The sequence below is a fragment of the Burkholderia aenigmatica genome (genome assembly GCF_048627025.1).
GTDB classification, from domain to species: Bacteria; Pseudomonadota; Gammaproteobacteria; order Burkholderiales; family Burkholderiaceae; genus Burkholderia; species Burkholderia aenigmatica.
Map to the genome: position 1 here is coordinate 3384730 of NZ_CP184468.1, position 13756 is coordinate 3398485.

Genomic DNA, 13756 nt, shown 5'->3' on the forward strand with positions numbered 1-13756 from the left:
CCAGCGTCGCCGTTTTCACATCCGCCCGCGTTCGCGTTACTTCGCGACGACGACCGGAATCCCCTTCAGCATCCCCGCGCCCTTCATCTCGTCGAGCGCGTGCTGCACGGCCGCGCTCGTCGCCGCTTCGATGCCGAGCTGCAGCACGAGCTCGCGCTCCGTGCGCTTCACGCCGGCCAGGTTGCGCACCTTCACGTGACCGAAGCCGCGCACGCGTGCGTGCAGGTCGGCCAGTTGCGTGACCTGCGCGGCATTGCCGGCCGTCGTCGCGGCGAGCGCACGCGCGAGCGTCGTCTCGTAGTCGTCGGCCAGCGCACGCTCCATCCTGCGCTCGACGGTGCGGCCGAACGGATCGAGCCACGTGCCGCGCAGGCTGCGCACGCGCGCCAGCATGCCGAACACCGGCCACATCCACTGGCCGAACACGCGCTTCTTCGGCGCGCTGCCGTCGCGGCCGGCCTTCGCGACCGTCGGCGGCGCCAGGTTGAACTTCACGCGATACGTCTGCCCCGGTACGCCTTCGAACTGCGCTTCGAGCGCGGTGCGGAACGCGTCGTCCGTGTAAAGCCGCGCGACTTCGTATTCGTCCTTCACCGCGAGCAGCCGGTAGAACGTCGTCGCGACCGCGCGCGTCAGCGCATCGTCGCCCTTCGCGCGTGCCGCGCTGACGAGCGCACGGTAGCGTTCGACATAGCGCGCGCCGCCGTAGGCATCGAGACGCGCTTCGCGATCGGCGATCAGCTCGGCGAGCGTCTCCGGCGCGGCGTGAGTGGCCACCGTGTGACGCGCGTTCCACAACGCATCGAGGCCTGCCGCGTCGCCGGCCGCCATCCGGCCGATCGAGAACGCGAGCTTGTTCATCGGCACCGCGACGTTGTTCAGTTCGATCGCGCGCATCATCGCGGCGAGCGACACCGGCACGAGGCCGAGCTGCCACGCGTAACCGAGCATCAGGATGTTCGCGCCGATCGAATCGCCGAGGAACTTCGCGGCGAGCGCCTGCGCGTCGCAGCTCGACAGGTAGCCGTCGCCGGCCGCGTGATGCATCTTCTCGAGCAGCGCATCCGCATGCAGGTTCGCGTCGGGGTTCTGCACGAACGACGCGTTCGGGATCCGGTGCGTGTTGACGACGATCCGCGAACGCTCGTGACGCACCGTCTGCAGCGCCTCCGCGCTCGCACCGACGACCATGTCGCAAGCGAGCAGCACGTCGGCCTGCTGCGTGTCGATGCGCACCTGGTTCAGCCACCGGTCGCTCGACGCGATCCGCACGAACGACAGCACCGAGCCGCCCTTCTGCGCGAAGCCCATGAAGTCGAGCACCGACGCGCTCTTGCCTTCGAGGTGCGCGGCCATGCTGATCAGCGCGCCGACCGTCACGACGCCCGTGCCGCCGACACCCGTCACGAGCATGTCGAACGGCGCCGCGTCGAGATGCGTGGCCGGCACCGGCAGCGCATCGACGCGCACGGCGAGCGCCGCTTCGTCGAATGCGGCACCGGCAGCCTTCTTCAGCGCCGCGCCTTCGACCGTCACGAAGCTCGGGCAGAAGCCGTTCACGCACGAATAGTCCTTGTTGCACGACGACTGGTCGATGCGGCGCTTGCGGCCGAGCGGCGTTTCCAGCGGCTCGACCGACAGGCAGTTCGACTGCACGCCGCAATCGCCGCAGCCTTCGCACACCGCGTCGTTGATGAACAGGCGCTTGTCCGGGTCGGGGAATTCGCCCTTCTTGCGGCGGCGGCGCTTCTCGGCCGCGCAGGTCTGGTCGTAGATCAGCACGGTGACACCCGGCGTCTCGCGCAGCTCGCGCTGCACGGTGTCGAGCTCGCTGCGGTGATGGAACGTCGTGCCTGGCGGGAACTGGCCGTGATGGCCGTCGTACTTCTCCGGTTCGTCGGACACGACGACGAAGCGCGACACGCCTTCCGCCTCGACCTGCCGCGCGATCTGCGGCACCGAGATGCTGCCGTCGACCGGCTGGCCGCCCGTCATCGCGACCGCGTCGTTGTAGAGGATCTTGTACGTGATGTTCGCTTTCGCGGCGACCGCCTGGCGGATCGCGAGGATGCCCGAGTGGAAGTAGGTGCCGTCGCCGAGGTTCTGGAACACGTGCTTCGTGTTGGTGAACATCGCATGCGCGGCCCAGTCGACGCCTTCGCCGCCCATCTGGATCAGCCCGGTCGTATCGCGCTCCATCCATGACGCCATGAAATGGCAGCCGATGCCGGCCTGCGCGATCGAGCCTTCCGGTACCTTCGTCGACGTGTTGTGCGGGCAGCCCGAGCAGAAGTACGGCGTGCGCTTCACCGCGTCCGCCTCGTTCGACAGGATCTGCGGCGCGACGAGATCGACGACGCGCTCGCGGCGGTCGAGCGCCGGCTTGTGGCGTGCGAGCCAGTCGGCGAACACCGGCAGGATCCGCGACGGGCGCAGCTCGCCGAGCTCGGACAGCAGGCAGCCGCCGGCGGCGTCGTGCTTGCCGAGCACGCGCGGGCGCGCGCCTTCGGTGCGGTTGTACAGGTAGTCCTTGATCTGCTGCTCGATGACGGGGCCCTTCTCCTCGATCACGAGCACTTCGGCCAGGCCGTCGACGAAGGTTTCGAGCCGCGTCATTTCGAGCGGATACGACAGGCCGACCTTGTAGATCCGCACGCCGGCCGCGTCGAGGTCGGCCACCGTCAGGTCGAGGCGGCGCAGCGCTTCCATCAGGTCGAGGTGCGCCTTGCCGCAGGTCACGATGCCGACGTTCGCCTGCGCGCTCGGCGCGATCCACTTGTCGATGCTGTTGGTGCGCGCGAAATGGCGCACCGCGTCGAGCTTCGCGGCGAGGCGCGCCTCGATCGTGAGGCTCGGCAGGTCGGGCCAGCGGTTGTGCAGGCCGCCCGCCGGCGGCGTGAAGCCTTCCGGCGCCGGCCACTGCGTCTGCAGCGCGTCGAGGTCGACGGTCGAACCCGATTCGACCGTTTCCGAGATCGCCTTGAAGCCGACCCACGTGCCCGAGTAGCGCGACAGCGCCCAGCCGTACAGGCCGAATTCGAGCATGTCGGCGATGTTCGCCGGGTTCACGACCGGCATGTGCCACGCGATCATCGCGAAGTCGCTCTGGTGCGGCATCGACGACGACACGCAGCCGTGGTCGTCGCCCGCGACGACGAGCACGCCGCCATGCGGCGACGAACCGTACGCGTTGCCGTGCTTCAACGCGTCGCCCGCGCGATCGACGCCCGGGCCCTTGCCGTACCACATCGCATACACGCCCTCGACCGTGCGCTCGGGATCGGCCTCGACGCGCTGCGTGCCGAGCACGGCCGTGCCGCCGAGTTCCTCGTTGATCGCGGGCAGGAAGCGCACGCCGCCCGCGTCGAGCAGTTTCTTCGCCTTCCACAGCTGCTGGTCGACCATGCCGAGCGGCGAACCGCGATAGCCGCTGACGAAGCCGGCGGTGTTGAGCCCCTGTTCGGCGTCGACCGTGCGCTGCATCAGCAGCAGGCGAACCAGCGCCTGCGTGCCGGTCAGGAAGATCCGGCCGCGCGTCGCGGTCAGGTTGTCGGTCAGGCGGTAGTCGGACAGGGCAGGCGTGCCGTCGACGGGCAAGCGGGCAGTCATGGGGGATGTCTCCGGATTGTGCTGTTCTGGGCTGCTCGGCAAGGCGTCAGGCGACGCGTGGGGGCCGGCAGCGAATGGCTCTATTTTTTCGCGCGGCGCCGAGAATGTTTTTTCTCATCTTGCTCGGGCGGGGCCGGGGCGAGAAAAACTACGCAGGTTTTGGGGGGGTTTTGAGAGAGTTCTCGCGCTGCGCGGAATGGGTGGGGGTGTGCGGCGGTTGCGTGGCTGCGTGGGGGAAGCCGCGCGTTGGTGGAGGGTGTGGCGGGATGCCGGGGCGTCGCCCGCGGGGTGGCGATGGGCGTTTGAGCCTTTGCTGGCGGGGGTTTGAGCGGATCGAGGCGGTATCCTCACCGTTCGATTGCACAGCGTTTCGAGTGGCGTGGGGGGCGGATGTCCACAACGGGATCGGGCTGGCACGTCGGTGGCCGGGACATCCTTCCCCCCGTTCGGATGCGCGGGGCTTCGTGCCAACTTTCGAGTGGATTCTGCTTCGGCCCGGTGCGGGTACTCATCGCCGGGATGCACCGGGGTTCGAGTGGTCGCATGGACGGGATACCCACATCGAAGCCGGCACGCGTTTCGATTTCGGGCTGACACTCACCGTTGAATTGCACAGGCGCACGAGTGGTTGCGAGGCCTGGATATCCACATCGCAACCAGCTCGCGTTTCGACGCCGAGTCGACCATCACGGTGGAAATACACGGGCGCTCGCGTGATCGCCGAGGCCGGATATTCACAACATGACCGGCGCGATTTCCGGCGTAAGGACTCTGCTTCTCCTCGACATGCACCGGCGTCGAATGGGCTCGGAGGTTGAACCGGCACCCTGATATTCACGCTGGAATGCGCGTTTCGGCCGATCGATCACCGACACTCACCCTCGAAATGCACAGCCCTTCGAGTCGTTTCGGGGGCGGGATATCCACACGGGAACGAGCGCCGTATTCGATCACGTGCTCGCACTCACCGTCGAAATACACAGCGTTTCAAGTCTCTTCGGAAGGGAGATATCCACACCGCCTGCACCCGTTGCCCGCTCACCAACGCGCTCACGCTCACCGTTGCTGGGCGGCGCTTCGCGTCACATGCGATCAGGGCTTGAAGCCGCGTGATGTGGAAAACGTTCTGGCGAGTCGCTGTCCGTCGCGCAAAAAACCGTGCCGCGCGTAGAAGCGGTGGGCATCCGGCCGGTGGTCGCCGCTCGCCACTTCCAGCTTCACGCATCCGGCCGCGTCGAACCACCGCTCTGCAGCGGCCATCAGCGCACTGCCCACGCCGGACCCGCGATGGCGCTCATCGACGACCAGGCTGGTAATGCGTCCGAGGTATCCAGCCGCGTGGAAGAGCGGCAGCGCGTGGAGACTGATGCTGCCGACGACCTCGTGTTGCACGACCGCCACGACGATCGTGTCCGTCGGACTCGGAAGCAACGCTTCGATCTTCGCGAGGATCAGCGACGGCGTAGTGTCGTAGCCGAGCTGACTCAACAGTGCGGCAATGGCTGCGTGATCGGACGGCTGCGCGTCCCGGATCGCGAGGTTCGACGACGTGATCAAGTCCGGCGCTCCCGAGGGAAAAGTGTTCGTCGTTGCCGAGCGTTATCGCTCCGGGTATCCGCACCGTCAACGGCCGCACAAGGCCGCCGGCTCGGACAGGCACCCACGCTCACCGTTGAAATGCACAGCGGTTCGAGTCCCTTCCAGAGCGAGATATCCACACCTCGGCGGGTACCTCGTTCGATCGGGCATGCACCCTCACCTTCGAAATACACAGTGCTTCGAGTCCTTTCCGGGATGAGATATCCACACCTCGGCGAACGCCTCGGCCGATTCCGCGATCGCACGTGCTTTCGAAATTCTCGGCACTTCGGGTCCCGACCAAGGCAGGACATTCACACCTCAGCGAATCCCCCAGCCGATTCCGCGATCGCAACCACCTCGAAATACACGACGCTTCGCGACTCTTCAAACGCAGAATATCCGCACCGCTGCGAGCGCCGCGGCCACCCCGTCAATCACACTCACCTTCGAAATGCACAGCGCTTCGAGTCCATTCCAGGGAAGATATCCACACCTTCGCGAATGCCTCGTTCGATGCCGCACTCGCTTTCGAAATTCTCGGCAACTCGGGTCTCGACCAAGGCAGGATATTCACACCTTAGCGGATCGCCCAGCCGATCCCGCGATCGCAACCACCTCGAAATACACGACGCTTCGCATCTCTTCAAACGCAGAATATCCACACCGCTGCGAGCGCCGCGGCCGCCCCGTCGATCACACTCACCATCGAAATGCACAGCGCTTCGAGTCCATTCGAAGGCGAGATATCCACACCTCGGCGAACGCCTCGTTCAACTCGGCGCGCGTACCGACCCTCGCCCTCCACAGCATGCCGAGTCGCTTGCGGGGACCGGATACTACATCGAAACGGGCGCCCCGTTCACATCGATGGTCGACATTCACCTTTGAAAAGCACGGTTTTTCGCGTCTTGCCGGGTATCGGATGCCCGCAACAAGGGGGGCGCATCCGACCGCGGTCAACGATCCTCATCGATGCGATACACAGCGTTTCACGTCGTTCGAACACGACAGGTACGCCGTGCGCGCGAAAAACCTCGCAACCGGCAGCGCACCACGCCCCGTTACGCTGACGCCGCTCAATGTCCGGCGCCGGTCATCCGTCGCAAGTCCGCCAGCCAGCTTTGACTCGTATCCATCTGATCGCCGGGCGCGCTTTCCGTCCATACGATCACGCCGTTGATGGCTCGCCCTGCCTCGGACAGTTCACCGAGCCATTCCGCATCGCCCAGAAATCCGTTCGCCGTCTGTCCGGCCTTGTAAGGCGACACGTACGCATAAATCGGCAACGATCGGTTGATGGCCCGGTCGTTTTCGACGACCGCCCGCAGATTCGTTCGCCACAGCGCATGGTTCGGCCATCGCTGATACATCGTCGGTGCAAAGAAATCGAATCCGCCGGCCTGATAAAGCTGCGCCCGGATGTCGCGGAATTTCGGATTGAAATCGTAGTCGTACATGCCGAGCCGGGCATTCGGATAGGCCGCTCGCGTCCAGGCGATGAACTTCTGGAACAGTGCCACTTCGTTTTCGGCCTGCGCCTCCGAGCGCGCCGCATCGATCACGATCTTTTCGAAATCGAACGCGATGACTTCATTCGATCTGAATTGCGACACATAACCGGCCAGCACCTTCTTGAACTGGCCCTCGGTCGGGACGTGATAGCAGCGGGTTGCATCGCACGACAGCCCCCAGACGTCATAGATGGACGTGAAGGGCACCAGCCCCATCCGGTCGAGATCGGCGGCGTTCGCGTACCGGTTTCCGTTGAACGCGGTGAAGCCGTTGCCACGCGGGAATGCGACCACGGACGCTTTCGTCTGCGCAGCATTCGTCTCGTGAGCCAGCGGCTCGTTCGCGGCGACGGCCGCACAACCCGCCATCGCGATGGCAGTCGCTACCGACAGGCAGCGGGCAAGAAGCGTGCACTTCGACATGACGTTGGAACTCCGATCGTCCTGGGATCACTCGGCGGCTCACCGACTTCCTTTCGGACGGCGAGCGCCTGACATTGCTCGGCGGCGGCCGCGCCATCGCTGCGCATCTGCCGCTGCTTCATCCTGCGCATGCGCCCGTGTTCGGCGCTCGGTCTGCGAGGCATCGAATTCTCGCGGCAATCAGGATCGGCATGCAAGCGGTTCGCACGGCCACGCTCGCCCGCGCCTCCGAACCGCTCGCTCTGCCCTCACCGTTCCAATCCACAGCATTTCGGGTTGCTTTGCGCGACGGTTTTCCACAATCTACCGACTCCTCGACGTCGGACACACGTGTGATATTCCACCCGGCAGATCGGCATGACGAAGCACGTACGCTCGCGCCGGGATACCGGCCGGCCCGGCGTATCGCCCGCCCGGCACGTCATTGACCGGCATCAGCCGCATCAACCCCGCATCCACAGAATTAATGACTAGTTCGCGCATGACTAGTTATAAATTTCCATCGTCGACCGCCCCTGTCCGAACCGTTCCCGCTCGGGTACGCTTGAACATCGATCGACACGGCACCCACCCCCTACGCGGAGGCGCAATGAAGCTCTACTACTGGCCGAAGACCCGGGCGTTCCGGGCGTTGTGGATGCTCGAGGAACTCGGCGTCGTCTACGAGCTCGTGCCGATCGACCTGCGCTCGCACGAACAGGGGAGCGACGCGTTCATCCAGGTCAATCCGATGGCCAAGCTGCCCGCGCTCGACGACGGCAACGCGCCGTTCGCCGAATCGGGCGCCGTGCTGCTCTATCTCGCCGACTGCTGCCCGGGCGCCGGGCTCGGCATCGCGCCCGACGATCCGCTGCGCGGCCGGTTCCTGCAGTGGATGTTCTTCACGCCGACCTGCCTCGAACCGGCGATGGCCGAGAAATTCACGGGCGCGTCGGGCAATCCGGTCGCGTTCGGCTGGGGCAACATCACGCGTGTGCAGCGCGCGCTCGCGCAGGCGCTCGCCCATAGTCCGTGGCTCGTCGGCGAGCGCTTCACCGCGGCCGACCTGCTGCTCGCCAGCACGCTGAAGATCGCGTTCGACGCGCATCTGCTGCCGCATGAAGGCGTGCTGGGCGATTACGTCGCGCGTGCCGAGGACCGCGACGGGTTCCGCCGCGCGGCGGCGATCGAACAGCGCGAAGCGGCGCGCCTGCTGCATGCGTGACGCGCGCGGGCGTATCGCCCGCCGGCCGGCCTAGGCGGCCGGCCTCGGCACGGTGGTCGCGGCCACCGCGCCCGGCGTGCCGCCTTCGTCGGTCTCGACTTCGACCGGCACCACCTCATGAAAATGCGTGTAGTCGATGTGCGTGATGCCGTCTTCTTCGTGCATCAGGTCGACATAGCGATGCCGCCAGCGGATCTCCGCGTGCTCCCACGAATGGCGCGCCTGCATCACCTGCGCGGTGGTCTCGTCCGAACCCTCGATCGTGATCAGCAGCGACGCATCCCGCGCCGCGAGCGACTCCGGCGTTTCACCGAACAGCGGGCTCGATTCGTCGATCACGTGCATCAGGTTCCAGCCGAGCAGGAAGATCGGATGCTCGCTGCGCACCAGCGGCAGGTCGTGGATCTTGCGCAGCGTGTAGCCCTCGTGCGTGCCTTCGACGCGCATCAGCCGCAGCTTCGCCTGCGCCTCGGCGATCACGTTCTGGCGAGCGTTTGCCGCGCGCACCATCAGCGTCATCCGGCCATTCAGCGGCCGCACGATCGCGTAGCGCGCGAACAGGATCTTCGCCTGCGGACGGGAGAAACGCGCGAACACGAGCCCGGTGGCCAATGCGATGCCCGACATCCCGATGAAGATCTCGAACGTCGCGACCAGGTGCGCATAGACGGTCTGCGGATGCATGTCGCCGTAACCGACGGTCGCGAGCGTCTCGACGCTGAAGAAGAAGGCGCCGCCGAACCCGGCCGGCGACTGGTTCGCGATCGCCGCGTGGCCGAGCAGGTAAAGCATCGCGAAGCCGCCGTTGAGCAGCAGGAACAGCACCGCAAGCGACAGGAAGAAAACGGGCCAGCTCACCGTCAGCGCGCGGTGATAAAGGTCGCGCCAGCCGAGCGGCGGCATCCCGTAGGCGATCACCAGGCGCGTGCCCGACCAGATCTTGCGGCCACGGCCGCGGGAGGCTGAGGAGGACGAATCGACGTTCATCGCGCGGTGCCGAAAGCAGGAAGGCGATGAGCGTAGCACGCGCGACGGCGGCCGGGAATGCGGGCCGCTGCGCAACCCACGGCACGCCGGCGACGCGCGAACATGCGCCGCGCGCCGCCATGAAAAAAGCCGGCCGCATCAGCGGCCGGCTTCCCGTTGATCCTGCCGCGGCGCGCACGGTGCGCGCCGGCCCGTCACTTCCGGTCGACGATCACGCGATCGAACGTGCCGCCGTCGGCGAAGTGCGTCTTCTGCGCGTTCGCCCAGCTGCCGAAGACCTGCTCGACGCTGAACGTCTTCAGCGGCTTGAACTCGGCCGCATGCTTCTTCAGCACGTTCACGTCACGCGGGCGCAGATGATGCTGCGCGATGATCTCCTGCGCTTCCGGCGTGTACAGGTAGTCGAGATACGCCTGCGCGACCTTGCGCGTGCCTTTCTTGTCGACGACCTTGTCGACGACGGCGACCGGCGGCTCCGCGAGGATGCTCGCCGACGGATATACGGCGTCGAACTGCGCGCCCGATGCCCCCGTGTCCATCAGCGCGACTTCGTTCTCGAACGTCACGAGCACGTCGCCGATGCCCCGCTGCGTGAACGTGGTCGTCGCCCCGCGGCCGCCCGAGTCGAGCACCGGCACGTTGCGGAAAATCGCCTTCTCGAAGTCGAGCGCCTGCTGGTCGGTTGCGCCCTTCTGCTTCTGGAAACCCCACGCGGCGAGATACGCGTAGCGGCCGTTGCCGGACGTCTTCGGGTTCGCGATGATCACCTGGACACCCGGCTTCGCGAGATCGCTCCAGTCCTTGATCGCCTTCGGGTTGCCCTTGCGCACCAGGAACACCATCGTAGTCGAGTACGGCGAGCTGTTGTCCGGGAAACGCGCGCGCCAATCCTTCGGCAGCAACTGGCCGCGCTCGGCGAGCAGGTCGATGTCGTTCGGCTGGTTCATCGTCACGACGTCGGCCTGCAGCCCCTGCAGCACCGACAGCGCCTGCGCGCTCGACGCGCCGTGCGACTGCTTGATCGCCACCGTCTCGCCGGTCTTCTGCTTGTAGGCGGCGGCAAAGCTCGTGTTGATGTCCTTGTACAGCTCGCGCGTCACGTCGTACGACACGTTCAGGATCGACGTGTCCGCGTGCGCGGCCGTCGCCGCCACGACCAGCGCCGCCGCGGCGCCCGTGTGCAGCCAGCGGCCGATCCCCTTCATGCTTGCCATCGTGATATGCCCCGTTTCCAGTGGTGGTGAGTGTGCGTGACGGCACGCGTACGCGCTGTCATCGAAACGTAAGCGGGCATTCTAGCGGCCGGGCGCGACGCGCTTTCCAATCAGTCGTGGAAAGCAAATCTCGAATCCTGCTAAACGGTGGCGGACGCTCGCGCACGCATCGGATCCGGTGTTAAGATCGCCGCTCAGCCCACTTACGGTTCCTCCATGTCCGCTGCCCTGCGCTCGCTTTCGATCCTCGCCGCCGTCGCGGCAGGTACGCGCGCGGCCGGGCTGAAACTGAAAAAACGACTCCTCGACTGACGGGGACGTCGCGTCCCGTCAGGCGAATGCCGGACGGGATGCCCGCAGGTCGTTTCTTTCTCCTTGCACGCACGCCTCGCTCCGGCACTCCGCCGGCGGAACGGTTCCTTCCCACTCCGTTTCCACATGAGGCTTTGCATGAACACACGTTTCGAAGGTATCTGGCTGCCGATCATCACGCCGTTCCACCACGGCGAGGTCGACCACGCCGCGCTCGCGCGGCTCGCGCGCCACTATGCGGCCGCGGGCATCGCGGGCTTCGTCGCAGGGGCGACGACCGGTGAGGGCGTGCTGCTCGACGCGCGCGAACAGGACGCGGTGTTCGCGACGCTGCGCGACGCGGCGCCCGGGCTGCCGATCGTCGTCGGGCTGACCGCGAGCGCGACGCACTTCGCGGCCGCCCGCGCGCGCGAACTCGCGGCACTGCGGCCCGACGGGCTGCTCGTCACGCCGCCCGTCTACGTGCGGCCGACGCAGGACGGCATCCGCCGCCACGTCGAGGCGATCGTCGAGGCGGCCGACCTGCCGGTGCTCGTCTACAACATCCCGTACCGGACCGGCGTGAACGTCGAACTGGAGACGCTGCAGGCGCTGGCGCAGGACCCGCGCGTCGCGGGCATCAAGGAATGCGGCGGCACGCTCGACCGGATGAGCCGGCTCGTGCACGACACGCCGCTCGCGATCCTGTCCGGCGACGACAACCAGAACTTCGCGGCGATGTGCGCCGGTGCGCACGGCGCGATCGCGAGCAGCGCGCACGTGCTGCCCGAATGGCATGTGCGTATCCACGCGCTGCTGCGCGACGGGCGGCTCGCCGATGCGCGGCGCCTGTCGGTTGCGCTGCAGCCGCTCGTCGCGGCGCTGTTCGCGGAGCCGAACCCGGCGCCGGTGAAGGCCGTGCTGGCCGCGCAAGGGTGGTGCGAGGACGGGTTGCGGCTGCCGTTCGTGCCGGCGAGTGAAGGGTTGAGGGCACGGCTGGCGGCCATTTGTGCGGAACTGGACGAAATCGAGCCGGACGTCGCAGTGGCATAAACCGCGACGCCGCACGAGGCGCTGGCGCCCGACGAATTTCGCCCCGGCAGATTGCTTCAAACTGTCAGAACGAGAGACAGACCGTACTGTGCAAGATGGGCATCGGCCGTCACGAGCTGAAGCGGTTCGAGCCGGGCCTGCGCCACCAGCAAGCGATCGAATGGATCACGATGGTGATGCGGCAAATCACGGACCGCGGCCCCATGCACGGCCCGAACCGGTAGCTCGCGAATCCCGCTTGAGCCGATCGCTCGGATCAACTTGCCGACGTCGATATCGAGCTTCCCCAAGCCGGCCTTGATGGCGGCCTCCCAGATACTCGCGCTGCTGACGAAACGTTCGTCGGCGGCCGAGATCAGTCTGCGCGCCCGTGTGCTGAGCTTGGGGTCATTGGTCACGATCCACAAAAAGATGTGCGTATCGAGCAACAGCCGCATCAACGCCCTTCGAAAGCATCCAGCAGGTAATCGGGCAGCGGGGCATCGAAGTCGTCCGCGATCCAGGCCTGCCCTTGCAGGACACCGAACCGAATGGGCGGCTTGGCAGGGAGGCGTCGATCGGCTGAAGCCCCGTCACCGCGGATCGTGGCATCTGCCCTTTGAGCCGGATCGACCGCACCGGCGCCGGGTGTATTCGCGTTTTGCATGATGACCTCCGTTTCAAGTGATCACCACTGTAGTCAGGTTCCCCCGATCGATCCATTCGACCGATCGGCAGAGGGACTGGCGAACCGCAACCCGCGGCGGCAATCGAGTGTTTCATCACGCCGCCAGCGCCACCCCTGCCCCCTCCGTCGCATCCCGCACCGCCTGCTTCACGATCCGCGCGAGCCGATCGACGGTCGGCGTCGCCGACGACGTGCGCCGCAGCAGGATCAGCGGCAGGCTCGGCAGTGCCGGCAACCCGCACGTCGCCGCATCGAGCACGCGCACCGACGCGGGCAGCCCGTAGTGCGAGCGCACCGTCAGCCCGAGGCCGGCCGCCGCCGCGGCCCATAGCCCGGCGAGGCTCGGCGTCGTGAACGCGACCCGCCACGGCATGCCCGCACGGTCGAGCGCACCGGTCGCCGCGCCGAAGAACCGGCAGGGCCGGTCGAACACGACGAGCGGCAGCGGCTCGCCCGGCACACGCATCGCACGGCCGCCCGTTTCGAGCGCGCCGTCTTCCGCCCCCTCCTCCGCGGCGCCGCCCGGCATGCCGAAGCCGCCCGCTCCCGCCGCCCCGACCCACTGCATCGGCACCTGCGCGATCGCCTCGCTGTCGATCCCCGTGCGCGCCACCAGCGCCGCCGACGCCGGATCGCCCCACACCAGCGCGAGATCGAGCTGGTTCGCGTCGAGCCGGTCGAGCAAATCGGCATTGCGCGCCACCCGCGCCTCGATCCGCACCTTCGGATGCGCGCGCGCGAACCGCCCGAGTACGTCGGGCAGGATCGCCTCGCCGAAATCCTCCTGCAGCCCGACGCGCACCCAGCCGTCGAGATTCGTGCCGCGCACCGCCGCGGCCGCCTCGTCGTTAAGCTCGATCATCCGCCGCGCATAGCGCAGCATCGCGTCGCCGGCGTCGGTCAGCGCCAGCCCGCGCCCGGCTTTCACGAACAGCGGCGTGCCGGCCTGCTCCTCGAGCTTGCGGATCTGCGCGCTCACCGCCGACGACGAGCGCGCGACGCGGTCGGCCGCCTTCGCGAAACTGCCGAGATCCACCCCCGCGACGAGGCTGCGCAGCGCCGCCACGTCGAAGTTGGGCCGTGCCAGCGCGGCATCGGCCAGCGCGAGCGACTCGTCGCCGTCGCGCGGAATGTCTTGTCCGGGCATATCAATCATCCTGTTTCATCGAACGATTCATCAAGAACTTTCCGATTTTCAGGATGAATGTAGGTCGCC

General features: G+C 66.8%; 10 protein-coding genes. 2 read left to right on the forward strand and 8 right to left on the reverse strand.

Going from position 1 to position 13756, the window contains the following annotated elements; genetic code table 11:
- Positions 1 to 36 precede the first annotated feature (36 nt).
- From ACN8ZM_RS15835 to ACN8ZM_RS15845, 3 genes are all read right to left on the reverse strand, one after another.
- Positions 37 to 3609, reverse strand: a complete 3573-nt coding sequence (locus ACN8ZM_RS15835) for an indolepyruvate ferredoxin oxidoreductase family protein (protein WP_420210278.1) — start codon at positions 3607 to 3609, stop codon at positions 37 to 39.
- Between the two features lie 1092 nt (positions 3610 to 4701).
- Positions 4702 to 5166 carry a GNAT family N-acetyltransferase gene (locus ACN8ZM_RS15840; protein WP_420210279.1) on the reverse strand — a complete coding sequence of 155 codons (465 nt, stop codon included), beginning with the start codon at positions 5164 to 5166 and terminating at the stop codon, positions 4702 to 4704.
- A gap of 1100 nt (positions 5167 to 6266) precedes the next feature.
- Complete coding sequence (locus ACN8ZM_RS15845; protein ID WP_420210280.1) at positions 6267 to 6917, reverse strand: hypothetical protein; 651 nt, start codon at positions 6915 to 6917, stop codon at positions 6267 to 6269.
- A gap of 796 nt (positions 6918 to 7713) precedes the next feature.
- Here ACN8ZM_RS15845 and ACN8ZM_RS15850 point away from each other — a divergent pair.
- Complete coding sequence (locus ACN8ZM_RS15850) at positions 7714 to 8328, forward strand: glutathione S-transferase family protein (RefSeq protein WP_043187053.1); 615 nt, start codon at positions 7714 to 7716, stop codon at positions 8326 to 8328.
- A 30-nt stretch (positions 8329 to 8358) separates the two neighbouring features.
- On the opposite strand, the gene ACN8ZM_RS15855 is transcribed toward ACN8ZM_RS15850, so the two are convergent.
- Both ACN8ZM_RS15855 and ACN8ZM_RS15860 read right to left on the reverse strand, forming a co-directional pair.
- Positions 8359 to 9315 carry an ion channel gene (locus ACN8ZM_RS15855; RefSeq protein WP_420210281.1) on the reverse strand — a complete coding sequence of 319 codons (957 nt, stop codon included), beginning with the start codon at positions 9313 to 9315 and terminating at the stop codon, positions 8359 to 8361.
- Positions 9316 to 9509: 194 nt separating this feature from the next.
- A complete protein-coding gene (locus tag ACN8ZM_RS15860; RefSeq protein ID WP_420210282.1) occupies positions 9510 to 10529 on the reverse strand; it encodes a sulfate ABC transporter substrate-binding protein in 1020 nt (339 codons plus the stop codon).
- A gap of 450 nt (positions 10530 to 10979) precedes the next feature.
- Between ACN8ZM_RS15860 and dapA the strand changes: the two genes are divergently transcribed.
- Positions 10980 to 11873 (forward strand): 4-hydroxy-tetrahydrodipicolinate synthase, encoded by an 894-nt coding sequence (gene dapA / locus ACN8ZM_RS15865; protein ID WP_420210283.1) that lies wholly within the window; start codon positions 10980 to 10982, stop codon positions 11871 to 11873.
- A 56-nt stretch (positions 11874 to 11929) separates the two neighbouring features.
- On the opposite strand, the gene ACN8ZM_RS15870 is transcribed toward dapA, so the two are convergent.
- From ACN8ZM_RS15870 to ACN8ZM_RS15880, 3 genes are all read right to left on the reverse strand, one after another.
- Complete coding sequence (locus ACN8ZM_RS15870) at positions 11930 to 12310, reverse strand: type II toxin-antitoxin system VapC family toxin (RefSeq protein WP_205822363.1); 381 nt, start codon at positions 12308 to 12310, stop codon at positions 11930 to 11932.
- On the reverse strand, positions 12310 to 12519 hold the full coding sequence (locus ACN8ZM_RS15875) for a hypothetical protein (protein ID WP_420210284.1): 210 nt from the start codon (positions 12517 to 12519) through the stop codon (positions 12310 to 12312). Before ACN8ZM_RS15875 ends, ACN8ZM_RS15870 begins: the two co-directional genes overlap by 1 nt.
- 115 nt (positions 12520 to 12634) lie before the next feature.
- A complete protein-coding gene (locus tag ACN8ZM_RS15880) occupies positions 12635 to 13687 on the reverse strand; it encodes a LysR substrate-binding domain-containing protein (RefSeq protein ID WP_301769914.1) in 1053 nt (350 codons plus the stop codon).
- Between the last annotated feature and the right edge of the window lie 69 nt (positions 13688 to 13756).

Coding starts and splice junctions, on each gene's coding strand:
- ACN8ZM_RS15850 (WP_043187053.1), top strand. CDS start 7,714: ATGAAGCTCTACTACTGGCCGAAGACCCGGGCGTTCCGGGCGTTGTGG.
- ACN8ZM_RS15855 (WP_420210281.1), bottom strand. CDS start 9,315: ATGAACGTCGATTCGTCCTCCTCAGCCTCCCGCGGCCGTGGCCGCAAG.
- ACN8ZM_RS15835 (WP_420210278.1), bottom strand. CDS start 3,609: ATGACTGCCCGCTTGCCCGTCGACGGCACGCCTGCCCTGTCCGACTAC.
- ACN8ZM_RS15870 (WP_205822363.1), bottom strand. CDS start 12,310: ATGCGGCTGTTGCTCGATACGCACATCTTTTTGTGGATCGTGACCAAT.
- ACN8ZM_RS15860 (WP_420210282.1), bottom strand. CDS start 10,529: ATGGCAAGCATGAAGGGGATCGGCCGCTGGCTGCACACGGGCGCCGCG.
- ACN8ZM_RS15880 (WP_301769914.1), bottom strand. CDS start 13,687: ATGCCCGGACAAGACATTCCGCGCGACGGCGACGAGTCGCTCGCGCTG.
- ACN8ZM_RS15845 (WP_420210280.1), bottom strand. CDS start 6,917: ATGGGGCTGGTGCCCTTCACGTCCATCTATGACGTCTGGGGGCTGTCG.
- dapA (WP_420210283.1), top strand. CDS start 10,980: ATGAACACACGTTTCGAAGGTATCTGGCTGCCGATCATCACGCCGTTC.
- ACN8ZM_RS15875 (WP_420210284.1), bottom strand. CDS start 12,519: ATGCAAAACGCGAATACACCCGGCGCCGGTGCGGTCGATCCGGCTCAA.